Origin of the sequence: Bacillus sp. ISL-47 (genome assembly GCF_018613175.1) — a bacterium.
In the GTDB taxonomy this organism is placed as follows: domain Bacteria; phylum Bacillota; class Bacilli; order Bacillales; family Cytobacillaceae; genus Cytobacillus.
On record NZ_JAGGQS010000052.1, the window covers coordinates 1 to 25,039 of the forward strand.

27 protein-coding genes are annotated in these 25,039 nt (G+C 40.2%); 25 read left to right on the forward strand and 2 right to left on the reverse strand.

Annotated elements, in window-relative coordinates:
- Positions 1-540: 540 nt before the first annotated feature.
- On the reverse strand, positions 541-1,509 hold the full coding sequence (locus J7I93_RS17625) for an asparaginase (protein ID WP_214727214.1): 969 nt from the start codon (positions 1,507-1,509) through the stop codon (positions 541-543).
- Between the two features lie 155 nt (positions 1,510-1,664).
- On the opposite strand from J7I93_RS17625, the gene prsW reads away from it, so the two are divergent.
- From prsW to fni, 9 genes are all read left to right on the forward strand, one after another.
- Positions 1,665-2,354: a glutamic-type intramembrane protease PrsW gene (gene prsW, locus J7I93_RS17630; protein ID WP_214727215.1), complete on the forward strand. Its 690-nt coding sequence runs from the start codon at positions 1,665-1,667 to the stop codon at positions 2,352-2,354.
- 127 nt (positions 2,355-2,481) lie between these two features.
- Positions 2,482-3,312, forward strand: coding sequence for a spore cortex-lytic enzyme (gene sleB / locus J7I93_RS17635; protein ID WP_214727216.1), 831 nt, complete (start codon positions 2,482-2,484; stop codon positions 3,310-3,312).
- A gap of 14 nt (positions 3,313-3,326) precedes the next feature.
- On the forward strand, positions 3,327-4,676 hold the full coding sequence (gene ypeB, locus J7I93_RS17640) for a germination protein YpeB (protein WP_214727218.1): 1,350 nt from the start codon (positions 3,327-3,329) through the stop codon (positions 4,674-4,676).
- Positions 4,677-4,957: 281 nt separating this feature from the next.
- Entirely contained in the window at positions 4,958-5,617 is a 660-nt protein-coding gene (locus tag J7I93_RS17645) for a flagellar brake protein (protein WP_214727220.1), read from the forward strand.
- Between the two features lie 89 nt (positions 5,618-5,706).
- A complete protein-coding gene (locus tag J7I93_RS17650) occupies positions 5,707-5,892 on the forward strand; it encodes a YpfB family protein (protein ID WP_214987872.1) in 186 nt (61 codons plus the stop codon).
- 600 nt (positions 5,893-6,492) lie between these two features.
- Positions 6,493-7,173 (forward strand): (d)CMP kinase, encoded by a 681-nt coding sequence (gene cmk, locus J7I93_RS17655; protein ID WP_214727221.1) that lies wholly within the window; start codon positions 6,493-6,495, stop codon positions 7,171-7,173.
- Complete coding sequence (locus J7I93_RS17660) at positions 7,170-7,751, forward strand: lysophospholipid acyltransferase family protein (protein ID WP_214727222.1); 582 nt, start codon at positions 7,170-7,172, stop codon at positions 7,749-7,751. The genes cmk and J7I93_RS17660 overlap by 4 nt, the downstream gene beginning before the upstream one ends.
- Positions 7,752-8,024: 273 nt before the next feature.
- On the forward strand, positions 8,025-9,164 hold the full coding sequence (rpsA, locus tag J7I93_RS17665; protein WP_214727223.1) for a 30S ribosomal protein S1: 1,140 nt from the start codon (positions 8,025-8,027) through the stop codon (positions 9,162-9,164).
- Between the two features lie 12 nt (positions 9,165-9,176).
- Positions 9,177-10,238, forward strand: coding sequence for a type 2 isopentenyl-diphosphate Delta-isomerase (gene fni, locus J7I93_RS17670; RefSeq protein WP_214727224.1), 1,062 nt, complete (start codon positions 9,177-9,179; stop codon positions 10,236-10,238).
- A 45-nt stretch (positions 10,239-10,283) separates the two neighbouring features.
- On the opposite strand, the gene J7I93_RS17675 is transcribed toward fni, so the two are convergent.
- A complete protein-coding gene (locus tag J7I93_RS17675; protein WP_110064244.1) occupies positions 10,284-10,427 on the reverse strand; it encodes a YpzI family protein in 144 nt (47 codons plus the stop codon).
- A 151-nt stretch (positions 10,428-10,578) separates the two neighbouring features.
- On the opposite strand from J7I93_RS17675, the gene J7I93_RS17680 reads away from it, so the two are divergent.
- The 16 genes from J7I93_RS17680 (at position 10,579) to J7I93_RS17755 (ending at position 24,907) form a co-directional block, all read left to right on the forward strand.
- A complete protein-coding gene (locus J7I93_RS17680; protein WP_214727225.1) occupies positions 10,579-11,187 on the forward strand; it encodes a YphA family membrane protein in 609 nt (202 codons plus the stop codon).
- The gene (locus J7I93_RS17685; RefSeq protein ID WP_214727226.1) at positions 11,184-12,071 is read left to right on the forward strand and encodes a YIEGIA family protein; all 888 of its coding nucleotides are present in this window, start codon (positions 11,184-11,186) and stop codon (positions 12,069-12,071) included. Before J7I93_RS17680 ends, J7I93_RS17685 begins: the two co-directional genes overlap by 4 nt.
- A gap of 5 nt (positions 12,072-12,076) precedes the next feature.
- Positions 12,077-12,262: a capping complex subunit for YIEGIA gene (locus J7I93_RS17690; protein ID WP_144541540.1), complete on the forward strand. Its 186-nt coding sequence runs from the start codon at positions 12,077-12,079 to the stop codon at positions 12,260-12,262.
- A gap of 327 nt (positions 12,263-12,589) precedes the next feature.
- Complete coding sequence (der, locus tag J7I93_RS17695; RefSeq protein WP_214727228.1) at positions 12,590-13,900, forward strand: ribosome biogenesis GTPase Der; 1,311 nt, start codon at positions 12,590-12,592, stop codon at positions 13,898-13,900.
- A 141-nt stretch (positions 13,901-14,041) separates the two neighbouring features.
- A complete protein-coding gene (locus tag J7I93_RS17700) occupies positions 14,042-15,112 on the forward strand; it encodes an NAD(P)H-dependent glycerol-3-phosphate dehydrogenase (RefSeq protein ID WP_214727343.1) in 1,071 nt (356 codons plus the stop codon).
- A 234-nt stretch (positions 15,113-15,346) separates the two neighbouring features.
- The gene (locus J7I93_RS17705; protein ID WP_214727230.1) at positions 15,347-15,550 is read left to right on the forward strand and encodes a DUF2768 domain-containing protein; all 204 of its coding nucleotides are present in this window, start codon (positions 15,347-15,349) and stop codon (positions 15,548-15,550) included.
- Positions 15,551-15,575: 25 nt separating this feature from the next.
- Positions 15,576-16,289, forward strand: coding sequence for a hypothetical protein (locus J7I93_RS17710; protein WP_214727232.1), 714 nt, complete (start codon positions 15,576-15,578; stop codon positions 16,287-16,289).
- A 349-nt stretch (positions 16,290-16,638) separates the two neighbouring features.
- Entirely contained in the window at positions 16,639-18,117 is a 1,479-nt protein-coding gene (gene spoIVA, locus J7I93_RS17715) for a stage IV sporulation protein A (protein WP_214727234.1), read from the forward strand.
- Positions 18,118-18,782: 665 nt separating this feature from the next.
- Positions 18,783-19,055: a non-specific DNA-binding protein Hbs gene (gene hbs, locus J7I93_RS17720; RefSeq protein ID WP_009332755.1), complete on the forward strand. Its 273-nt coding sequence runs from the start codon at positions 18,783-18,785 to the stop codon at positions 19,053-19,055.
- A 428-nt stretch (positions 19,056-19,483) separates the two neighbouring features.
- The gene (folE, locus tag J7I93_RS17725; RefSeq protein WP_110064235.1) at positions 19,484-20,050 is read left to right on the forward strand and encodes a GTP cyclohydrolase I FolE; all 567 of its coding nucleotides are present in this window, start codon (positions 19,484-19,486) and stop codon (positions 20,048-20,050) included.
- A 138-nt stretch (positions 20,051-20,188) separates the two neighbouring features.
- Positions 20,189-20,425, forward strand: coding sequence for a trp RNA-binding attenuation protein MtrB (gene mtrB, locus J7I93_RS17730; protein WP_214727236.1), 237 nt, complete (start codon positions 20,189-20,191; stop codon positions 20,423-20,425).
- A 324-nt stretch (positions 20,426-20,749) separates the two neighbouring features.
- Positions 20,750-21,559 carry a heptaprenyl diphosphate synthase component 1 gene (locus tag J7I93_RS17735; RefSeq protein WP_214727237.1) on the forward strand — a complete coding sequence of 270 codons (810 nt, stop codon included), beginning with the start codon at positions 20,750-20,752 and terminating at the stop codon, positions 21,557-21,559.
- Positions 21,560-21,562: 3 nt separating this feature from the next.
- A complete protein-coding gene (gene menG / locus J7I93_RS17740; RefSeq protein WP_214727238.1) occupies positions 21,563-22,270 on the forward strand; it encodes a demethylmenaquinone methyltransferase in 708 nt (235 codons plus the stop codon).
- Between the two features lie 76 nt (positions 22,271-22,346).
- A complete protein-coding gene (gene hepT / locus J7I93_RS17745; protein WP_214727239.1) occupies positions 22,347-23,309 on the forward strand; it encodes a heptaprenyl diphosphate synthase component II in 963 nt (320 codons plus the stop codon).
- Positions 23,310-23,548: 239 nt separating this feature from the next.
- Entirely contained in the window at positions 23,549-23,995 is a 447-nt protein-coding gene (ndk, locus tag J7I93_RS17750) for a nucleoside-diphosphate kinase (RefSeq protein ID WP_110064231.1), read from the forward strand.
- Between the two features lie 138 nt (positions 23,996-24,133).
- Positions 24,134-24,907 carry a CheR family methyltransferase gene (locus J7I93_RS17755; protein ID WP_214727240.1) on the forward strand — a complete coding sequence of 258 codons (774 nt, stop codon included), beginning with the start codon at positions 24,134-24,136 and terminating at the stop codon, positions 24,905-24,907.
- Positions 24,908-25,039 lie beyond the last annotated feature (132 nt).

Sequence of the window (25,039 nt, forward strand, 5' to 3'; positions counted from 1 at the left end):
TGTTGACTTTTTTGCGGAGGTATAGGAATTCATAGGCGGAGAAATTCCGGTTAATGTGTATAGTAGGGGTACAAGAAGCAGATATAAGCGGATATATTCCGATTAACTTCTATATATATAACTAACTCTAAAGATTAGGTTCATATAAGCGGAAAAACTCCGCTTATTTTGCGAGAAATGTTGGTATTTCCCAAAATAAACGGAGTTTTTCCGTTTATTTTTCAAACTTAGTGAAATCAATACTCTATTATTTTGTTCAACTATAGAGTGCGAGATAATATAAAAAATGCTTGGAGACACAATGTTCCAAGCATTTTTGCTTATCAAATTGCCTGTTAATTTAAGTGTGAATTACCGTTTGAATAGCAAGGTTAGTTCTAATTTTGTACTTCAAAACCGAACTACTTAATCTTTGGAAAATCAGCCTTTTTTATTAGGATATGTTAATGCGAATTTGATTTTGGCACTTGCTGATAAGAGCAAAAATTAATAAAACCAGTTTAACTGAACAGACACGAAACAGGTCATTTTTCCTTCGGCTTAAAGTTGAAAAATCTTTTCAATGCTTTGCTGGCTTTCGAGGCCAATCAAAAGCTTTATCCTCGCTTTTTGTCCGTTAAGGCCATTGGAAAAGATTACGCCCATTTCTTTAAGGTGCTTCCCGCCTCCGTCGTAACCGTAAACATCCTGGGCAATTCCGTTAAAGGATCTGGATACGAGGATAATAGGGATCTTTTTCTCGGTAAGTGCTTTAATACCCTGAATGGTAGCAGGAGGGAGGTTGCCTTGTCCAAGTGCCTCAATGACTACACCGTCAAAGTCCAAATCTCTAATTGCCAAAAGCAAAGAGGAATCCATCCCGGCATGGGCCTTTATAAGAGTAACTCGTTTGGCTACATCTTTTATGGGATAATATTCTTTTTTTGTTGGTGCATGGTGAAATAATACACCACGTTTAGTGACGATGCCTATAGGGCCGTATTGCGGGCTTTGGAATGTTGAAACATTGCTGGTGTGAGTCTTGGTGACATTTTCAGCGGTATGGATTTCGTCATTTAACACCACGAGAACACCCTTGTCTTTAGCTTCTTCACAAACAGCAACTCTGATGGAAGAGATTAGATTATACAGACCATCAGAACCAATTTCGTTGCTGGACCTCATTGCGCCGGTAACGACAATTGGCAGAGCCGTTTTGACAGTTAAATCCAAAAAGTAAGCCGTTTCTTCCAGGGTATCTGTTCCATGTGTAATGACGACTCCGCATATCTCTTCTTTTTCGATGTATCCTTCAATAATCTCTTTTAATTTAAGCATTTCCTTCGGTGTTATATGCGGTGAAGGGAGATGGAATGGCTCTTCAATTAATAATTCGGCCAGTGATAATAGTTCCTTTGTCTTCTCAGTTAAAGGGTTGTAATCGGTTGGCTTTACAGAGCCAGTTACGGAATCCTCGCTCATGGAAATGGTGCCGCCGGTATGTATTACAAGAATCTTTTTCTTCTCCATAATTAATCCCCCGAATAATTGAATTTTTCTTTCTAGCAGCCTGAAATATTAACAGGTAATTCATTGGTATTTCTTTTTCCAAAATTTGAATAATCATTTAAATTCTCACTATATCATGATACGATTAAGAAAACAGATTGAAAAGAGGACAGCTCATGCTGGGAATATTATCTGCGGGCATCGCTCCTGGATTGGCGTTATTAAGCTATTTTTATTTAAAAGATCAATATGAGTCCGAGCCTATCTCAATGGTATTTAAAACCTTTTTGTTTGGTGCTTTGCTCGTGTTCCCCATCATGTTTATCCAATATGTTCTTGAAACGGAAAGTGTGCTTCAATCCAGCCTGCTGGATGCTTTTCTATCTTCCAGCCTTCTAGAGGAATTTTTTAAGTGGTTCATACTATTCTATACGATCTATCAGCATATAACCTTTGATGAGCCTTATGATGGCATTGTATATGGCGCTTCTGTTTCACTTGGCTTTGCCACTGCGGAAAATATCTTTTATCTGCTTGCCCTGGGAGTCGAACATGCAATTGGGAGGGCTCTGCTTCCAGTTTCCAGCCATGCTCTTTTTGGTGTCATCATGGGTTATTATATAGGAAAAGGAAAATTTACGGCAACTGCTACAAAAAAATGGATAGCCCTTTCACTCTTTGTACCCTTCCTGCTTCATGGCATTTACGATTATATCTTAATTTCTCTTGAACATTGGATTTATATCATGTTTCCGTTTATGATCTTCCTTTGGTGGCTTGGTCTAAGAAAGGCTAAGAAAGCAAGGGCACACAGTGTCAATCATATTGATAATCAATTGGACTTTCAGAAAACTCTCCATTCATGATGGAGAGTTTTTTTATCCGCTCTTTTACTGGATAAGTTTTTAAAAACCTGAAGTTATTGAATAAAAAACCAGAGACTACAAAAAATAGGGTCAATGATAAAAGATTGACTTTTGGAGGTTATAATCCATGAAAAAGAACTTTTTGGCAGCAAAGGTTTTACTCATAATCTCCCTTTGTGTCCTGGGAATTCCCATGAGTGGAAGTGTTGATAAAGCAAGCGCATTTTCCAATCAGGTTATCCAGCACGGAGCGGTAGGAGATGATGTGATCGAACTTCAATCCCGCCTGCAGTATTTGGGTTTTTACAATGGAAAGATCGATGGAGTCTTTGGATGGGGGACCTATTGGGCTTTAAGAAACTTCCAGTATGAGTTTGGACTTCCGGTTGACGGGCTTGCAGGCCAGGAAACAAAGAATAAGCTCGTAAAGGCATCACAGTATAATGAACAATATGTTAAAGAACAGATTAATAAAGGCAATAAATTTACCCACTATGGCGGTGTAAATCTGGAACAGCAGAAAAAGCCTGAAGGAGGAACCGCTGCTCCTCAGCAGCAGGAAAAGCCGAAGCAGCCAACAGCTGCAAACATGCCTAACGGTTTTTCAGAAAATGATATTCAGCTTATGGCCAACGCTGTTTATGGAGAGTCAAGGGGGGAACCATATACTGGCCAAGTGGCAGTAGCCGCGGTTATTCTAAACCGTGTAAACAGTGCATCCTTTCCGAACACAGTTTCAGGAGTTATTTTTGAACCTCGTGCTTTCACGGCCGTTGCCGATGGACAAATCTGGCTGACTCCAAATGAAACAGCAAAGGAAGCGGTCCTTGATGCGATCAATGGCTGGGACCCAACAGGAGAGGCTCTTTATTATTTCAATCCTGATACTGCTACAAGCGGATGGATTTGGACTCGTCCGCAGATTAAGCGAATTGGCAAGCACATATTCTGTAAATAGAGGGGTGAAGAACTATGCTTAGAGGAATTCTCATTGGGGTACTAGCGTTGGGTGTCGCCGGTACAGCGTTTTGGGGATATCAGGAACACCGAGAGAAAAATGCAATCCTTATTAATGCTGAAAATAATTATCAAAGAGCATTTCATGACTTAACTTATCAGGTTGATCTTTTACACGATAAAATTGGAACTACTTTGGCGATGAATTCCAGGGCCTCTTTATCACCAGAATTGGCGGAGGTGTGGAGGTTAACTTCTGAAGCCCATTCGGATGTAGGCCAGCTGCCGCTGTCACTTCTTCCATTTAATAAAACAGAGGAGTTTCTGTCCAATATTGGTGATTTCAGCTATCGTACTGCCGTAAGAGATTTAGAAAAGGAACCATTAACCGATAAAGAATATCAAACACTTAAAGAGCTCTATAAACAGTCTGCTGATGTCCAGCAGGATCTTCGAAAAGTCCAGCATATGGTTTTGGAAAAGAATCTTCGCTGGATGGATGTTGAAATGGCACTGGCTTCTAATCAGGAAGCTGCTGACAATACCATTATCGATGGCTTTAAGACCGTGGAAAAAACTGTTGAAGGCTATGGAGAAACAGACTTTGGCCCTGCCTTTGTAAATATGCAGAAAAAGGATGAGAATTTTAAATATTTAAAGGGCAAAGAAATTACGGAAGACCAAGCTGTCCGAATAGCGAAGAAGTACGCTGCCCTTGGAAATAATGTAAATATTAAGGTTACCGAAAACGGTAAAGGTTCAGATTACGGATTTTTCAGTGTGAGCATACAAAATAAAGAAACAAAGGAAGAAGCAGATATGGATATCACTAAAAAAGGAGGATATCCGATTTGGTTAATATTGAACCGGGAAGTCGGGCAGCAAAAGATCAGCTTGAATGAAGCAAGCAACAATGCAATAAAATTCCTTAAGCAAAATGGATTCCAAGATCTTGATTTGTTTGAAAGCGCACAATATGACAATCTTGGGGTGTTTACTTTTGTTTCCAATCAAAATGGTGTAAGAATCTATCCGGATGCAATTCGTGTGAAAGTGGCACTGGACAATGGCAGAATCGCCGCCTTTTCTGCAAATGATTATTTAAAGTCCCATCATCAGCGGGAAATACCTGAACCTGTGATAACCAAGGAAGAGGCAAGAACAAAAATTAATCCACAGGTAAAAATCATGGAAGACAGGCGGGCAGTTATCATGAATGATTTGAATCAGGAGGTTTCCTGTTATGAATTCCTTGGCACGATGGGGGAAGATACCTATAGGATTTATATTAATGCTGAAACAGGACAAGAAGAGAAAGTAGAAAAACTCAAAAATGCTGAACCTGTATACGAGGATGTTGTTTAAAGAAAGCCGAAAGGCTTTCTTTTTTATTTATGGAACCCTTGATAGAAGAGAATGAACGAGACTGTTGTGGGAGGAGCGTGTCAATGTGAAATCCTGCAGTTGAAGCTGATCCAAACGGCTATCAAAGCATCAAGAAAAAATATCTGATTTAAAAATGATGCGGAATGACAGATGTAGGACTTTTTGCTTATTTTCTTATAAAATGCTGTTGCACGAAAGTTTTAAAGCATGTCATAATTAAATGACAAGATTATCCTTTTGAATAGGGAAGTGTAGCAAGCATGTTGAAAATTGGAGAAGCACTAATATTGGAGATTAAATACTCTGAAAAGTCAGAGAAATACAAATGCAAGCTTGTCGAGAGAGAAGGAAATAACCTCTATATCGATTATCCAATAAATCAGGAAACGAAAAAGACCGCTTTTCTGCTAGACGGAACTCAGCTAAGAGCAACATTTGTTGCAGCTGATGGCTCTGTTTACTTTTTTGAAAGCGAAGTCCTCGGGAGGGTAAAACTTAAAATCCCTATGATGATCATTTCTTATCCAGGGAATGAACATTTAATGAAGGTTCAGCGCCGCCAGTTTGTCAGGATTGAAACGTCAGTTGATGTGGCAGTCCACCCTGTTAGAGACGAATGTGCACCGTTTGTGTCTGTTACAGATGATATCAGCGCAGGAGGGGCAGCAATTATTGCAGACAAATCCTGTTCGTTAAAAGCGAATATGCAATTACATACTTATTTTGTTTTACCTATGCAAAATGGGGAATCTCATTATTTGAAACTGAGAAGCAAAGTAATAAGAATTTCGGAAAGAAGTAATGGAAAGTCCATTATTTCTGTTCAGTTTATGGAGATTAGCCCGCAAGACCGACAATTGCTGCTTCGTTTTTGTTTTGACAGACAATTGGCCATGAAGAAAAAAGGTCTCGAAATTTAAAGGGACGGGGATATTTTTAATGTGCAGCTCTCATAATAGATAAAGAAGTCAAATGGCTTAGACTTATTTTAAACTATGGAGAGATGTGGATGATGAAAGCGGTCGAGAGGATTCTTCTAAAATTAATCATCGTGCAGTTTGTTTTTTTGCTGATGACTCAATTATTCTTTCATCATATGAATGCATTTCCTGAATTAAAGCAGCTGACACAATATGAGGGTGTTACAGACCAGAACTTCACTGAGCTGCTGGAAACGTTCAAGGAAAAATACTAGCAGGCAGCCGCCTGCTTATTTTTTATTTTGGCTGTTTTCGCAAAGTTCGTTGCTTACAAACTATTTTTAATTACTGAGTTGATTGGAGTGGAAGGCGCTTGATCCTCGAAAATGCATTCGCATTTTCTTCGTGCGGTGCTTATTCGAGGAAGCTTATTCAATGTCCTGCGGGAAGAGAGGGAGCGGGAGACCCCGCAGGCGTGAAACGCCGAGGAGGCTCCCGTTCCTCCCCGCGGAAAGCAAGTGACTGGAGCGGAAATCAACGGGCAATCTTTAGAGTCCAAAAACAACAATCTATACGAAAAGAGCCTTTGTTTTAGACAATGTTAAAGCCATTGCTAATTTAAGCACTCTGTAGATTGGAATTGGAAGGCACAGGATCCTCGGATGCAATCGTACCTTGGCTCCAATCAACCAATCTTATTTATCAATGTTTTTTACAGATTTAATTAAAAACAACAATCTTTCAGAAAAACAGATTTAAGAAAAGAGCCATGGTAAAAAAGCTGTATAATATAACCTGAATACCACTTATTATGTTAAAATAAAGCTGAAGGAACCTGGCCTGAAAGAACATGGTCAGGCAGTACAGGAGGAACTATGAACAGACAAATATCGATCGCAATAGATGGGCCTGCTGCTGCTGGCAAAAGTACAGTAGCCAAGATTGTAGCAGAGAAATTATCATACATATACATTGATACTGGAGCCATGTATCGGGCCCTGACATATAAAGCCATTCAACAGCATGCGAGACTTGAAGACGAAGCAGCATTGATTGAAATACTGAACAGTACCACTATTGATTTGCAGCCCGGCACAGAAGGGCAATTAATTTATTTGGATGGTCAGGATGTGACCAATGAAATCAGGTCATCGGAAGTTACAAATTCTGTTTCAATTGTTTCAATGCACAAGCTTGTAAGAGAGGAAATGGTAATAAGACAGCAAAGCTTCGCACAAAATGGAGGAGTAGTAATGGACGGCCGGGATATCGGTACACATGTCCTGCCCGGAGCGGAAGTAAAAGTATTCCTTTTGGCTTCAGTCGATGAAAGAGCGATTCGCCGCCATACTGAGAATGTCCAAAAGGGTTTTCCATCGGACCTTGAAAAGCTAAAGGAAGAAATTTCTCTGAGGGATAAGCTAGATTCAGAGCGCGAAGTTGCTCCATTAAAAAAAGCTGAAGATGCTGTAGAAATTGATACGACCTCATTATCAATTGAGCAGGTAGTAGAAAAAATAATGGACCTGGCCAATGAAAGGATCGAATCAAAGTGAACCTCTATTCTTTTGCCAAAGCAGTTGTTTATGGTGCTTTAAAACCAGTTTACAGATTCGAAGTGATTGGCAGGGAAAACTTTCCATCTGATGGCGGCGTGCTGCTATGTTCCAACCATATTGATAATCTGGATCCCCCGGTAGTAGGCATTAATGCTCCGCGGCCTGTGCACTTTATGGCCAAAGAAGAGCTTTTTAATGTGCCTGTTCTTGGGAAAATTTTCCCTCATCTAAATGCTTTTCCAGTCAAAAGGGGAATGAGTGACAGGGAAGCTCTAAGAAAAGGTCTTGGAATCTTAAAAGAAGGAAAGGTTTTAGGGCTATTTCCAGAGGGTACTAGAAGCAAGACAGGTCAATTGGGGAAGGGGCTTGCCGGTGCTGGATTCTTTGCTTTAAGATCTGAAGCGCATGTTATGCCATGTGCCATCATTGGCCCTTATAAGGCCTTTTCCAAGCTTAAAGTAGTTTATGGTAAGCCAATTGAGATGAAGGAACTTCGGGAACGGAAGGCTTCAGCGGAAGAAACGACCGAATTCATTATGGAAGAAATCCGTAAGTTAATTGAGGAGAATTCTTAAACCTTCTTGCTTGACAAAAAACTTCTTTTGTAAGAAGTTAGTAAAAAGGCATTTTTTAAAAAGGCGAGAATATTCGAAAAATAAAGAGGCTGTCCTTTGCTGACAATACTCAAATTAGGGCAGAAAAGAGACATTCAACACGGTTGAAAAATAGCCTGCATTAAAACGCCATTCGAGTATTTCTGCTGCTGACACAGGGTTCTTGCCTGGATGGCAGGCAGTTGAATACAGATAAAAATTTGAAAGCAGCCATTGGATTAAGGAGGAATACATATGTCAGAGGAAATGAACCAAGTAGAAGTCAAAAATTTTGAGGTTGGTGACAAGGTAAAAGGCCAAGTTACCAAAGTAGAAGAAAAGCAAGTCATTATTGACATTGCTGACAGCAAGCTGGATGGTATTATTCCGATCAGTGAGCTTTCAAGCCTTCATATTGAAAAAGCAAGTGATGCTGTTTCTGAAGGGGAAGAGCTTGAGCTTGAAGTGTTAAAAGTGGAGGAAGAAGCACTTATTCTTTCTAAACGAAAAGTAGATGCAGAAAAGTCATGGGAAACACTTGAGAGGAAATTCAATGAGGGCGAAGTCTTTGAGGCAGAAATCAAAGACGTTGTAAAAGGCGGATTAGTTGTAGACTTGGGTGTTCGCGGATTTGTTCCTGCTTCCCTTGTAGAAGCTCATTTTGTTGAAGACTTTACTGATTATAAAGGCAAAACAATGACGTTTAAAATTGTGGAGCTGGATAAAGAGAAGAATCGGCTGATTCTTTCCCACCGAGCTGTTATCGAGGAGGAAAAAGGCAAGCAAAAGCATCAAGTGCTTGAATCTCTTCAGGCAGGGCAGGTACTGGATGGAACAGTACAAAGAATCACAGACTTTGGCGCGTTCGTAGATATTGGCGGAATCGATGGCCTTGTTCATATTTCCCAGCTATCCTATGAACATGTGGAAAAACCTTCCGATGTTGTAGAAGAAGGACAAAAGGTTAAAGTAAAAGTATTAAGCGTGGATCGCGATAATGAGCGCATTTCATTATCCATTAAGGAAACGCTGCCAGGACCTTGGGATGATATCAGTGAAAAGGCACCTAAAGGAAGTACGCTTGATGGGACTGTTAAGAGACTTGTTTCATACGGAGCATTTGTTGAAGTGTTCCCTGGAGTAGAGGGCCTTGTCCATATTTCTCAAATTGCGCATAAGCATATTGGCACTCCTCACGAAGTATTGAGCGAAGGACAGGAAGTAAAAGTAAAGGTTCTTGATGTGAACGAACAGGACCAGCGCCTGTCATTGAGCATCAAAGATCTTCTTGAAAAAGAACAGGAAGAAGTGACTGACTATGAACTTCCTGAAGAAAATAAAGGCTTCTCGCTTGGTGATATGATTGGCGACCAGCTAAAGAATTTAAAAAAGTAATGGTGATAAACTGTGTCTAGATCAAAAAGAAAATGGGACCATATTCAGCATGCCTTGGCAACAGGACAGAAAAGTCTTACAGGTTTTGAGGATATAGCATTTATCCACCAAAGTCTTCCTGATGCTTTTCTCGATCATGCTGATTTAGGCACTTCAATTGGCGAACTTTCATTAAGTTCGCCAATTTTTATAAATGCGATGACAGGCGGCGGTGGAGATAGAACAATCCAAATAAACCGGGACCTTGCATCTGCTGCCAGAACAACAGGCCTTGCAATGGCAGTAGGGTCACAAATGTCAGCCCTGAAAGATCCAAATGAGATTGAATCATATAGGGTAGTCAGGAAAGAAAATCCAAAAGGGATCATCTTCGGCAATTTAGGCAGTGAAGCCACAATGGATCAGGCAAAAGCAGCTGTTGATATGATAGAAGCAAGCGCATTGCAAATCCATTTAAATGTTGTTCAAGAATTGACCATGCCAGAAGGAGATAGGGATTTTCGGGGAGCGTTAAAAAGGATTGAAAAAATAGTTTTGCATTCTGAAGTCCCCGTTGTAGTCAAGGAAGTAGGCTTTGGAATGAATAAAGAAACTTTGTCAATGCTGGCATCCATAGGCGTTTCAGCTGTTGACGTAGGAGGATATGGGGGTACAAATTTCTCGCGCATTGAAAACGCGAGAAGAGAAAGACTCTTAAGTTTCTTTGATGAATGGGGAATTCCCACCGCAGTATCAATTGCAGAAGCTGCCTCACAGGAAGATGATATCGCAGTTATTGCTTCTGGAGGGATTCAAACAAGCATTGAAATAGCCAAAGCCCTTGCGCTCGGTGCCGAAGCTGCGGGTATGGCCGGATATTTCTTAAAGATTCTTATTAAAGAAGGACTTGAATCACTGGTAGAAGAAATTAACATCATACATAATGAATTAAAAATGATTATGACTGCACTTGGTGCGTCAACTATCAGGCAGCTGCAGCAGGCTCCCTTAATCATATCGGGAAGGACCCACCACTGGTTAAATGAACGGAGCATTAATACAAAAGCATTCAGCCAGAGGATAATTCAAAAGTAAAGCTCTCGTCAAAGACGGGAGCTTTTTTCTGTCTAAAAATAAATCTTAGCTGTATTTTGAATCATTTAAGGATCTTGCTTCTTCAGGACTCTGCAGTTTTGAAGCACCCGGGTAATGAAGCGCCTGATCGCGATCTGATTCCACTCTTCTGCTTTCCTTCAATTTTCTTTCCTGGCGGTCTTTGCCCATAGTTACACACCTCCCTCTTCTTAAGATGAAGTCAGCTTTAAAGATTTATACAGAAGAAAAGCATTCCTCATAGGAACCCATGAAACCTTTTCAACTGGGAGGGTTAAAGTACATAGCAAAACGCCATAATGGAAATGATAGGAGGAAGAGGATGGAAGGTATAATTTTTTATTGGGTTTCCTGGATGTTTTGGATTATGGCGACTTTCTTTCTGGATCGAAAAAATAAGGATAGGACAATATTTTCGGCCTGGCTTCTGCTGTTAATCATTCTATCACCTTTTACTTTTAAAGTTTTTAGTGTGGAAACAAGCACTGCTGCTGTTTTTTTAATGGGGACTTTATACATAATGGCATGCAGGCTGGAGAGATTAAAAAGAGTTTATTTCCTTTTTTGCACTTTTATCATGATGATGGCATATGTGAGCTTTCACTTATTTGAATTATTTGATCCTGTTTGGGTAATTTTTTCTCGGAAGTGGATGCTTGCATTTCTACTCGTTTATTTGGCTGCCCTCCTACAGAAAAAAAGGGTACTGCGCATGCCTTTAATACTGCTTGGGGGAATCCAGGGAGAGGTTTTGTATGCGCTTATTCTTAGGCAATATTCCTTCCCTTATATAATCGGTTCCTTGGCATTCCTTGATATTATGGTACTTTCCGCTTCAATTATTGCTGCTTGGAGTGTGATGCAGTGGACGGCTTCTTATTTTGAGACCAACTTCAAACATTTTGAAAGGGAGAAACAAAAATTATCATGAGCGAATATACATACCCAATACTTTTTGGACTTGCAGTAGGTACCTTGACTCGTGTTTATATGCTAAGAACAGACTACCGGCAATACCCCACCTATTTGCATGGAAAAATCATACACGTGGCTTTGGGGTTTATTGCTGCCGGACTAGGTACTGTTGCCATTCCTTCCATAATGGAAGAACAATTTACCGCAGTAACTTTTCTGACGCTGGCTGCCTCCCAATTCAGGGAAGTAAGAAATATGGAAAGAAATACATTGACTGAATTGGATGGCTATGAATTGGTGCCAAGAGGGAAAACGTATATAGAGGGCATAGCAATTGCTTTTGAAAGCAGAAATTATCTTGTTATTTTCACCTCCTTAGTTTGCACGCTTGGTTATCTGCTTTTTAATATTTTGGGCGGACTTGCAGCAGCTATAATAGCCATCGTTATTTCGAATATGCTTATGTCAGGAGGAAGGCTAAAGGATATTGTAGATGTGGAATATGTTGAGCCTCGTTTTGATGGTGCAGGTTTGTATGTGGATAACATTTATATCATGAATATCGGACTCCCTGAAAGACAGGAGGAAGTATTGAGATATGGGATGGGATTCATTTTAAAGCCCCAAAATTTTAATGCCAGGTCAACCATAGCTAATCTTGGGCAAAGACAGGCCATTTTGCATGATGTTTCAACAGCATTGGGAGTTTATCGTGATTCCGGAACCCCTGCTCTTGTACCACTGGCGAAAAGAGACCTCGATGATGGGCGTGTAGGAGTTTTTGTATTGCCGCAGGAGAAGAATGTCGGGAAAGCTTTAAAAATTATCGGTGCAGTTCCAACACTTGAAAACGCAATAAGGATGCCTTCTGAGCGGCAAACGAATGGGAAAGGAAGTTGAGGGAAATGGTACTTGAAAAGTATATACTTGCTGTTATTACAACCAATCCTTCCAAAGTACCTTCAGGAGCTGCTGTTTTTCATTGTGAAGATAAAAAGGAAATGGAGATCATAGCAGCCAATCTTGAAGCCATACTTGATGGAATCGCCCATGCTTTAACAGAAGAATTATACGTTATTGTAAAGCATTGAGGCGGTTTCCAAGTTTTTCATTGCTAGGAAGGTTTCTCTTTGTTAAAATATCTAAGTTAGACCCTTCTATCTTCGAGAAGGGTTTATTTTATAAATGTATAGCGAAATAGATGAACTTGTCAGGAAAGTTTAAAGCTTATGGTGGACAGCCATCTGAACGCTTAGCTTAGTAAAGGAATAGACATTTCTAGAACAGAAGCTGCGTTAAAGCTACTTGCTGATTTTAGCACTCTGTTGATTGGAGCGGCAATCAACAGGCAAGTTTAACGAGCTAAAAAATAGGATGTTGAAGCATATTAAGAATAAAGAATTGAAAGGGTGATGTTCATGGCAAAACCGGTTGTGGCTATTGTCGGGCGTCCAAACGTTGGAAAATCAACGATATTTAACAGAATTGTAGGAGAACGGATATCGATTGTCGAAGATATTCCTGGAGTAACACGGGATCGTATTTATAGTTCAGCAGAGTGGCTGACACATGACTTTAATATTATCGACACAGGCGGAATTGATATTGGTGATGAACCGTTTCTGGAACAAATTAGGCTTCAGGCTGAGATTGCTATAGATGAAGCAGATGTGATCATTTTTCTTGTAAATGGGAGAGAAGGAGTTACAGCTGCAGACGAAGAGGTTGCAAAAATTTTATATAAAGCCAAAAAACCTGTTGTGCTGGGCGTAAATAAAATTGATAATCCTGAAATGAGAGATCTTATCTATGATTTTTATGCTCTTGGATTCGGGGAACCATTCCCTATTTCAGGGTCGCACGGACTTGGGCTTGGCGACTTGCTGGATGAAGCAGCCAAACACTTTCCGAAACATGGACAGGGTGAATATGGTGAGGAAGTAATTAAGTTTTCATTAATCGGCCGTCCAAATGTCGGTAAATCTTCTTTAGTAAATGCCATCCTTGGGGAAGAACGGGTTATTGTCAGCAACATTGCTGGAACCACTAGGGATGCAATTGACTCCCAGTTGAAGGTTGATGGCCAGGAATATGTCATTATCGATACTGCTGGAATGCGTAAAAAAGGAAAAGTTTATGAAACAACAGAAAAATATAGTGTTTTACGGGCATTGCGGGCAATTGAGCGTTCAGATGTAGTCCTTGTAGTGATTGATGGAGAAGAAGGCATTATTGAACAGGATAAGCGTATAGCAGGGTATGCGCACGAAGCAGGAAGAGCTGTTGTTATCGTAGTAAACAAATGGGATGCTGTTGAAAAAGATGAGAAAACAATGAAAGCTTTTGAACAAAATATTCGAGATCATTTTCAATTCCTTGACTATGCTCCAATTGTGTTCCTATCTGCAAAAACGAAGAAGCGCATTCATACGCTTATCCCAATGATTAATACAGCCAGTGAAAATCATGCTCTTCGTGTTGAGACAAGCGTGCTGAATGATGTCATCATGGATGCTGTAGCCATGAATCCAACACCTACAGATAAGGGAAAACGCCTAAGAATTTACTACACCACACAGGTAGCCGTGAAACCGCCAACTTTTGTAGTATTTGTAAATGATCCTGAGCTTCTTCATTTCTCTTATGAACGTTTTCTTGAAAACAGAATAAGAGACGCTTTTGGCTTTGAAGGCACACCTATTAAGATATTTGCAAGGGAAAGAAAATAGCAGGGAAGCAAAAGTCTTTGTAAAACGTGAAGCTTAACATTAAGGAGTATATCGATACCTGGTATAGGATTATACTCCGTATTGCTGACTGACCTGGATGGTGTTTTGAAACATCCAAATAAATTAAAAGGCAGTGATCAAATGGAGCGGAATAGAGAAAGTGTTGCAGTTGTAGGAGCGGGCAGCTGGGGAACAGCTTTGGCTATGGTACTGGCCGATAATGGGCATGATGTTAGGCTCTGGGGCCATAATCCCGAACAAATTGAAGAAATCAATACGCAGCATACCAATACAAAATATTTGTCAGAAATTCATCTGCCGGAGGATATAAGAGGCTATGCATCACTTGAAGATGCTTTGTCAGGAACAGAAATCATCATTTTGGCTGTACCGACAAAAGCGATTCGGGAAGTTCTCGGGAAAATTAAAGAAATCAGAACTGAGCCTATCACAATTGTGCATGTCAGCAAGGGAATTGAGCCAGACTCCCTTCTCCGGATTTCCGAAATGATTGAGGAAGAAATGCCCGAAAATCTTCTGGATAGTGTTGTAGTGCTTTCAGGTCCAAGTCATGCTGAAGAAGTAAGTCTGCGGCATCCAACTACAGTTACAGTTTCTTCAAAAAATATGAAAGCTGCCGAGCAAATTCAGGACTTGTTTATTAATAACAATTTTAGAGTATACACAAACCCGGATATCATTGGAGTGGAAATTGGCGGTGCACTTAAAAACATTATTGCGCTTGCTGCAGGAATTACAGATGGTTTGGGATATGGCGACAATGCAAAGGCTGCCTTAATAACAAGAGGCCTTGCAGAGATTGCCCGCCTTGGCATGAAGATGGGGGCCAGTCCGCTTACCTTCTCCGGCTTGGCTGGTATAGGAGACCTGATTGTAACATGTACCTCGGTCCATTCGCGCAATTGGAGAGCTGGCAATCTTCTTGGAAAAGGTCATAACCTTCAGGAAGTCCTGGATAATATGGGCATGGTTGTAGAAGGAGTAAGAACAACGAAAGCAGCCCATCAGCTTGCTAAAAAATATGATGTGAAAATGCCAATTACAAATGTTCTTTACGATGTCCTTTTTAATAATGTTAATGCCAAGGATGCAGTTGATCTGTTGATGGGACGAGGAAAAACACACGAAATGGAAGACCTTGCAAATGTCCTGGAGGATCAAACAGGAAGTAAAAAACAGGAAAATATTTAATAATTGAAAAATATAGGCATTAGATGATGCGAGATGGCAGGTTCCTGCATACAATGCAACGAAGCAAACTAGTGAAATGAACAGGGTGTTGGGTTATTTAGTCAACTGGCTGAGGTAAAGAATTGCCCCTTCTTTACCTCAGTTTTTTTATGCCTGAATACTTTGATGAGGAAAAGCTTTTAGATTTTTCCTCCTGTTATGTTATAATACTTTTCGGAAAAGGGAGTTGATTAAATGTCACCGGCTTTAATGAAAATGTGGGTATCACTGGCTTCTATGGGATTTATGTTCCTATCTATAATTCTGATTTATCTTAGCCGCTTTAAATTGAAAGCTGGGATACTGAAGGTTATTACGGCAACTATTGCTTATATTTTGATGATCATAAGCGGAATTATTATTGTACTTGTCGTGTTCAGCGGCCCGACGAGCAGCTAGCTATATTACATAAAGGGTTGATTAGATGAAAAAAGCATTTAACACGTTCTTGCTTCTTTTGCTTACAGGAATGGCCCTGACTGGCTGTATGTATCCTGAAGAGAAGCGATCCCAAAATCAGATAGCCTATAAGGACCAATTGCAGTCTGTCCAATCGGCTATAGAACAGTACAAAGAAGATAATGGCGGCCTTCTTCCGATTAAGACGAAGGATCAAACAACCCCAATTTATCAAAAGTATCCGATTGATTTTAAAAAGATTGCGCCTCAATATATGGCTGAGCCTCCTGGAAATGCATTTGAGTCAGGAGGCGTATTCCAATATGTGCTTGTTGATGCTGAAACGGAACCGAAAGTGAAAATATTCGATTTGAGGGTTGCAGAAACAATCAGGGATATAAACCTGAGAATTAAAGCACATGGGTTCCCGCCTTACAAAGAACAAATTGCTGAAAATGTATTTACAATGGACTATAAAAAGTTAGGATTTAAAGAAGAGCCGAAAGCGCTTAGCCCATATAGCGGGCAAAACCTTCCGTTTGTTGTCACCGGTAATGCTGAAGTATATGTTGATTATAGGATTGATCTGTATCAGGCGCTGAAGGAAAAGGAAGGCAAGTATAAGCCTGGAGATGATATCAGGGATATTCTTGTTGAAGATTCTGCTTTTGTTCCCGCCTATTCATTGCCTTATACAATAGATGCTGACACAAATGAACCAATCTTTTTGGTGAAATAGTCATAACCTTTCTTCTGCAAAATATATTGTAGGAGAAGGGTTTTTTTATTATCTTTTCATAATTGCACTCTTCAACCTGACCAATAGCATAAAGAAAAAGAAATAAAGCGTAAAGGGAGTTATTAAATTTAGAAAAGGAAATTTGGGATGGCTGGCTGTCCATTCCAGATCGCCTGAAGGCTGGGGATTTCTTGCATGCCTGCGGGTGCGCTGCACTTTCCTGATAAGGGGGTAAAAATTTTAAAAAACTGTCATAACAATGTAGGACAACATCATACACATATAATGTCCAAACATAATAGATAGGATAATATTATCCCACTAACTCTATGATTCGGGAGGGGATCACTTGGAAAAGGTTGATATTTTTAAAGATATTGCCGAAAGAACTGGCGGCGATATATATTTTGGAGTAGTTGGCGCAGTTCGCACCGGCAAATCCACATTTATAAAGAAATTTATGGAGCTTGTTGTATTGCCGAATATGGACAATGAAGCAGACCGTGCTCGCACACAGGATGAACTTCCGCAAAGCGCTGCCGGCAAAACGATTATGACCACAGAACCAAAATTCGTGCCTAACCAGGCTGCTACGGTCCATGTGGCAGAAGGATTGGATGTAAACATAAGACTGGTTGACTGTGTAGGCTATACAGTCCCCGGCGCTAAGGGATATGAAGATGAAAATGGCCCAAGAATGATCAATACACCTTGGTATGAAGAGCCGATCCCTTTCCATGAAGCTGCAGAAATAGGTACGAGAAAAGTTATTCAGGAGCACTCAACTATCGGCGTTGTGATTACGACTGATGGAACGATTGGCGAGATCCCTCGTGCCAATTATCTGGAGGCAGAAGAAAGGGTTATTGAGGAACTGAAGGAAGTCGGCAAACCGTTTATCATGATCATCAATAGCGTGCAGCCTCACCATCCGAATACAGATGCGCTTAGAAATGAACTTTCCGAGAAGTATGATATTCCTGTCCTTGCCATGAGTGTTGAGGGCATGAGGGAATCGGATGTTATGAATGTAATGCGTGAAGCTCTATATGAATTCCCAGTGCTTGAAGTCAATGTAAATCTTCCAAGCTGGGTGATGGTGCTGCATGAGGATCACTGGCTTCGTGAAAGCTATCAGGAAGCAGTGAAAGAAACCGTAAAAGACATTAAGAGGCTTAGAGATGTAGACCGTGTGGTCCATCAATTCAGCGAGTTTGAGTTTATTGACCGTGCAGGACTTGCTGGCATTGAGATGGGGCAAGGTGTAGCAGAAATAGACTTGTATGCCCCGGATGACCTTTATGATGAAGTACTAAAAGAAATTGTCGGAGTGGAAATCCGCGGAAAAGACCATCTGCTTGAACTGATGCAGGAATTTGCCCATGCAAAAGCAGAGTATGACCAAATTTCCGATGCATTAAGAATGGTGAAGCAAACAGGCTACGGCATTGCTGCTCCTTCGCTCGCTGATATGAGCCTTGATGAACCAGAGATTACACGCCATGGATCACGCTTCGGAGTAAGGCTTAAAGCTGTAGCGCCATCTATTCATATGATAAAAGTAGATGTAGAATCTGAATTCTCTCCTATCATTGGAACAGAAAAGCAAAGTGAAGAACTCGTCCGTTACCTTATGCAGGACTTTGAAGACGATCCACTTTCAATCTGGAACTCCGATATCTTCGGCCGCAGCCTGAGCTCAATTGTGAGGGAAGGCATCCAGGCAAAGCTGTCCCTAATGCCTGAGAATGCAAGATATAAGCTTAAAGAAACTTTGGAAAGAATTATCAACGAAGGCTCTGGCGGATTAATAGCGATTATTCTTTAACTTGAAGGCTCCGTTTGGAGTCTTTTTTTATTATGACTGTGCTAAAGCTCAAGAGGAAAGTTATCAAAGGGGTTATTGGGGATATTAGGTTGTGAACACGCTATTTGTCTATATATCGCCGTGTTGATTGGAGCGGAAGGTGCGAGACTCCTGCGGGAGAAGCGAGTCAAAGGGAGACCCCGCAGGTGCGAATGCACCGAGGAGGCTCCCGGACCGCCCGCGGAAAGCGAGCGCCTGCAGCGGAAATCAACACCCAATTCAACAGAGGGATTTTAAAAAATTATTACGATGAAAAAGTAATCCTTCTTCAGGAGATAGGTATTTAAATGTTTATAACAGCCACTTTCGGGTAAGAAATAAAGGTCAACTTATTACAAATATGTTGCAAAGAAGAAAAGATTCCCATTAAATCATGAAATATTCTTGATAAGAGTAAATGATTGTGATAATCTTTTAACAGAATTACCGTTGTGGTGGCCAAAACCCTTATTATTAAAGGATTTTTGATAATTTATGGATTGAAATTTTTCCTTTCATAATTTATTATTAGGCTTGTTAAACAAAAACACGCCATAACGTATAGAATTCAGTAATTTTGTTTACAAATGTATGTAAGGAATCTTATTTTACTGGGTTTTATCGATATTTGGGAGGAGGTGAAAGGCATGAACAAGACAGAACTAATTAACGCAGTTGCTGAAGCTGGCGAACTTTCTAAAAAAGACGCAACTAAAGCAGTTGATGCTGTTTTCGATACAATCTTAGATGCTTTGAAAAATGGTGATAAGGTACAACTAATCGGTTTTGGAAACTTCGAGGTTCGCGAGCGTGCTGCCCGTAAAGGACGCAACCCGCAAACTGGCGAAGAAATCGAAATCGCTGCAAGCAAAGTTCCTGCTTTCAAACCAGGCAAAGCGCTTAAAGATGCAGTTAAGTAATGTACATAAAAGTGCTTAAAGCTTATGCTTGAGCTAAAAACCGCGATTCGTTCGCGGTTTTTTCTATTTTTTAGGGTCTGTTATAGCTCATTGTTGATAGGAGGAAGGAGCAATTTCCTGCCAGAATGCATTTGCGTTTTCTTCGTGCGTCTTCATTCGGGGATGTTTAATCAACTTCCCGCGAGAGAAGCGGGTCAAAGGGAGCCCTCGCAGGAGCAAAGCAACGAGGAGCGTCGGGACCGCGGACCCCCCGCGGAAATGGAGTGCCTGGAGCGGAAATCAACAGGCAAATATAACAGGGCCTTAAAATAAAATAATCACTGCCTATGCTCTATGCAAATACAGATTCAGCTTTGCGCAGAACAAATGGGTTATGCTAATATGAACATATTATTACACACAGTGTTATAGCATAGGAGGAAGCAATTATGGCAGACGTAAATCGTGCCCAGATAGAAGATGCGGTACGTTTAATATTAGAAGCAATCGGTGAAGACCCAAATCGGGAAGGGCTCCTTGATACACCGAAACGTGTAGCAAAAATGTATGAAGAAGTTTTTATGGGATTAAACCAGGATCCTAAAGAATATTTTGAGACAGTATTTGGCGAAGATCACGAAGAGCTTGTCTTGGTCAAGGATATTCCTTTCTATTCCATGTGCGAACATCACCTTGTGCCATTTTTTGGTGTCGCCCATGTCGCCTATATTCCAAGGAACGGAAGGGTAACGGGATTAAGTAAGCTTGCCAGGGCTGTAGAGGCAGTAGCAAAAAGGCCGCAGCTTCAAGAACGCATTACATCCACAGTTGCTAACTCCATTCTCGAGAAGCTTGAGCCGCATGGTGTAATGGTCGTTGTCGAAGCGGAACATATGTGCATGACAATGCGTGGAGTTAAAAAGCCTGGTTCCAAAACAGTTACTTCAGCTGTAAGAGGTGTGTTTGCGAATGATGCAAGAGCAAGGGCAGAAGTGCTATCATTAATCAAACAATAATCTTGGCAGCGAGAATATAAAATATGCATTCTTATTTTTACAGAAAGAATAAATTTGGAAAGGCTGAAAGATAAAAACTTTTGGCCTTTTTTAGTAAAAAATTATACTTGCCAAAATATATAGTAAAGGAAGTTATAAATGGAAAAGAAAAGTCCGGCGGGCAATGATTATATAGTGATTAAAGCAAAAGAAGATGGTGTAAATGTTATTGGTTTAACACGGGGATCTGATACAAGGTTCCATCATTCGGAAAAGCTGGATCAGGGGGAAGTTATGATTGCCCAATTTACAGAACACACATCGGCTATAAAGGTGCGGGGAAACGCGAGGATCATGACCTGTTATGGTGAACTTGAAAGCGATGCGAAAAAATAAATTCGTATGGTAAAAACGGACATAATTGTTTTTCAAGATAATGTCCTGACATGTTTCTGTAATTTATGATATAATTGTCTCTGCTTAATTAATAATGCAGATGATAACAAGATAGCAGTAAAAAGGGCTTTTTTTATGCCTGATGTATATATATTTCATAGTAAACAATGAATAGGTCAAAAATAGACTATATAATCTCAAAGATAAATGTGTTTAACAATTTTGATAAAGCTTCTCCTGTCTTTTCCCTTTAGATTTACATGCTCAGGGAGCAAGGAGGCTGCTGCGGGAAATAGAAAACTTAGGGGAAACAAGGGTGATTACATGCATGACGTGAAGATTAAATTGGCAGATATCAAAGAACAGATTGAGAAAAAGGTACACCACCCTTATCTGCTCAGATATATTGATTCCCCCGTTATAGACGAAGATAAGCTTCTGCTCTTAATCTCTATCCTGGATGAAATAAAACTTTCAGAAACAAAGGCAGAGCAATATGCAGTAACGGCTATGCTTATCCAGATCGCCCTTGATACCCATGAACTTGTAATGAACGATGAGTCTGAAGGCGAAGACTTTAAACACAGACAGCTTACTGTCCTTGCAGGCGTATATTACAGCGGCTTATATTATAAAATTCTTGCCGCACTTGATGATATCAGCATGATTCGTGCACTGGCTGATGGGATTAAAGATGTGAATGAGCATAAAATATCCCTTTACCAGAAAGCCCCTGATGCAGTTGATCACTTAATGAATTCCGTTAAGAAGATTGAGGCTGCCCTATTCGAAAAGCTGACCGATGCTTATTCCAAGACAGATTGGAAAGAAGTTGCCTCCAATCTTCTATTTATTAAACGGTTAATTGCCGAGAAAGAGCAATTTATTAACAACGGCACTTCAATTGTTTTTGAAGCGCTGAAAAAGCTGACATTCCCAAAAGTGAAAGAGATGTCTGCTGAACAGCAAAACTATCTGCTTCTGATTTGTGACAGATATATTGACTTTTCCAGAAATCTGGTTGATCAATATCTGATAAAAATCCCTTTTGTAAACGAATTGTTAGAACAGCGTATTCATTTCATTTTTAATCATAGTCAGTCTGTGGCTAAAACTTTTGTGGAAGAAGGGTAAGGTATGCAGCAATCAAAAGAAGAGCGAGTTCATAGTGTTTTTGAAAAGATTTATGGCAACTACGATAAAATGAATTCAGTTATTAGTTTTCAGCAGCATCTCAGATGGCGCAAGGATACCATGAAAAAAATGAATGTCCAAAAAGGATCGAAAGCCCTCGATGTTTGCTGTGGCACAGCTGATTGGTCCATTGCACTTGCTGAAGCTGTTGGCGGCAATGGTCAAGTAGTCGGGCTTGATTTTAGCAAAAACATGCTGAAAATTGGTGAGGAAAAAATTAAAGAACGGAAGCTTGAACAAGTTGAACTTGTTCATGGAAATGCCATGGATCTGCCTTTTCCCGATAATTCATTTGATTATGTGACAATCGGCTTCGGGCTAAGGAATGTCCCCGACTACATGCAGGTATTAAAAGAAATGCACCGTGTTGTAAAACCTGGCGGAATAGCAGTGTGTCTGGAAACCTCACAGCCCACTATGCTCGGTTATAAACAAGCCTATTATTTCTACTTCCGTTTTATTATGCCGATGTTCGGCAAACTTTTTGCCAAAAGCTTTAATGAATATTCTTGGCTGCAGGAATCTGCAAGAGATTTCCCTGGAATGAGAGAATTGGCGGAAATGTTCCAGGAAACAGGTTTTAAGAATGTCACATATAAGCCATATAGCGGCGGAGTGGCAGCTGTACACATTGGAACTAAACAAAAATAATAACTTGTTCTGAATGTTTCTCATTGTACAATGCAGTAAACAGCAGACGGGATTGATAAGCTGGGTGAGTTGGAAAATGAAATTGAAAATGATGTATTCATTTTTGAATTCAGATTTAAATGTGATAGAGGACGAGTTGGAGGAGACAATTAAAGCAGAGTCTCCCCTATTGCATCAGGCATCACTGCATTTACTGCAGGCCGGGGGGAAAAGAATTCGCCCAGTTTTTGTCCTGCTTGCAGCAAAATTCGGAAATTACGATATTAATAAAATTAAAAATGTGGCCGTTTCACTGGAGCTTATCCATATGGCATCTCTTGTCCATGATGATGTCATTGATGATGCAGAGATACGCCGCGGCAAGCCGACTATCAAAGCGAAGTGGGACAACAAGATCGCCATGTATACAGGCGACTATATTTTCGCGCGTGCTCTCGAATTAATAACGAATGTTGAAAACCCGCATGCACATAAAATTTTGTCCCATACACTAGTTGAGCTATGTATCGGTGAAATTGAGCAAATCAAAGATAAGTATAATTACGACCAAAATGTAAGGACTTATTTTCGGAGAATAAAAAGAAAAACGGCAATGCTGATAGCTGTAAGCTGCCAATTGGGTGCCATTGCAGCAAATGTGGAAGATGATATACATAAGAAGCTTTTCAAATTTGGTTATTTTGTCGGCATGTCCTATCAAATTATTGATGATGTCCTTGATTTTATCGGAACGGAAAAGGAGCTCGGCAAACCTGCGGGAGGAGATCTTCACCAGGGGAATATAACACTTCCTGTCCTTTTTGCTATGGAAGATAAGGCCGTTCGCGAGGAAATCATCAAAGTTCACGATGGAACTGAGCGTTCGGATATTGAGGAAATCATTAAACTGGTTAAGGATTCAGGTGCAATTGAAAAATCTCTTCATATAAGTGACATGTATCTGCAAAAGGCTTTGGAGGTTTTGGAAGAGCTTCCGCCATCCAAGTCCAAGAAGGCTTTGCGGGATATTGCCAAGTTTATTGGCAAGAGAAAATTCTAATAAAGCAGACCAGGGCACCTATCTCCTCCGATGGTGCCCAACCGTGTATATTGTTTTTTAGCTGTTCCGTATCACTTGCATTGAAATCCGGCTGGATAGACGGGAATCATGCATTTTTATGTCCTTTTTTTAAAGCGCTTCCAGATTTCTATTGCTAAATTGTCGAAACAATGTTAATATTTTCGTGGATTGTCAGAGAATGATTAATCACTATACATATGTTTTAGGAGTGGAATTAAATGGAAAGAACATTTTTGATGGTTAAACCTGATGGAGTACAGCGCAATTTAATCGGTGAAATCGTTTCCCGTTTCGAAAAGAAAGGCTTCCAGCTTGTTGGCGGTAAGCTTATGAGCATTAGCAAAGAGCTTGCAGAAGAGCATTATGGAGAGCACAAAGAGCGTCCATTCTTCGGCGAACTTGTAGACTTCATCACTTCCGGCCCTGTTTTTGCTATGGTTTGGGAAGGTGAAAATGTTATTGCAACAGCCCGCCAAATGATGGGTTCAACTAATCCGAAAGATGCGGCTCCTGGAACAATCCGCGGAGACTTCGGCATCACTGTAGGGAAAAATGTTATCCATGGTTCAGATTCACCTGCAAGTGCAGAACGTGAAATCGGTCTATTCTTCAAAGAAGAGGAAAAAGTGGAATATACTAAATTAATGAATGAATGGATTAACTAATGTGAAAAAAGCACTTGTCGCTGACAAGTGCTTTTTTTGTAACCGAATACAAAAATCCGTTTAGAGGACCGGAAAGCATCAAGGGGAAAAAGACGGTGCAGCACCGCTGCTCATTGAGCTAAATTTGAGGAGAAAACCATGGAGCGGGATTATCAGGAATTTATCATAAATATTAAAAGAAAAACGGGGATTGACCTTTCACTTTATAAGGAAGCACAAATGAAAAGAAGGCTGACCTCTCTTTACGAGAAAAAAGGTTTTAAAACCTTTGAAGATTTTTATAGTGGAATGAATAGGGACAGGGAATTACTGAACGAGTTTTTAGATCGGATGACCATTAATGTTTCAGAATTTTACCGAAACGCCAAGCGCTGGGAGGTGATGGAAAAAAATATTCTCCCAGGGATTCTTAAACAAAACAAGGCTCCCAGGATTTGGAGTGCAGCTTGCTCGACGGGTGAAGAGCCTTATACAATAGCGATGATTTTATCCAAATTTTTGCCATTATCACAAATTAAGGTAACTGCAACGGATATTGATGAAAATGCCCTTGCGCGGGCCAGGATGGGCATCTATCCTGAAAGATCTCTGAATGAAGTCCCTGAACCTATGAAACAAAGATTCTTTAGACGCGAAGGAAGTTTTTATAAAATATCTGATGACATCAAGAAGACAGTAATGTTTAAAAAACAAAACCTGCTTGCTGATAATTTTGGAGGACCCTATGATTTAATTGTGTGCAGGAATGTCTTAATTTATTTTACGGAAGAGGCAAAGGATGGTCTCTATCATAAATTTAGCAGTGCATTAAAGAAGGATGGTATATTCTTTGTTGGCAGCACAGAACAAATCTTCAATCCTGGGCGTTATCATTTTGAGTCTGCTGAAACCTTCTTTTACAGAAAGCTTTAATAGAAAAGCCGAGTATGGAGGATGATTTGATGTCATCCTCTTATTTAATTTCGTTGAAATAATAGAAGTTTTCGCTGATTTATAAAATAATTTTTTGATCTTACTTTTTTTTGGACTCCATCTTACATTCTA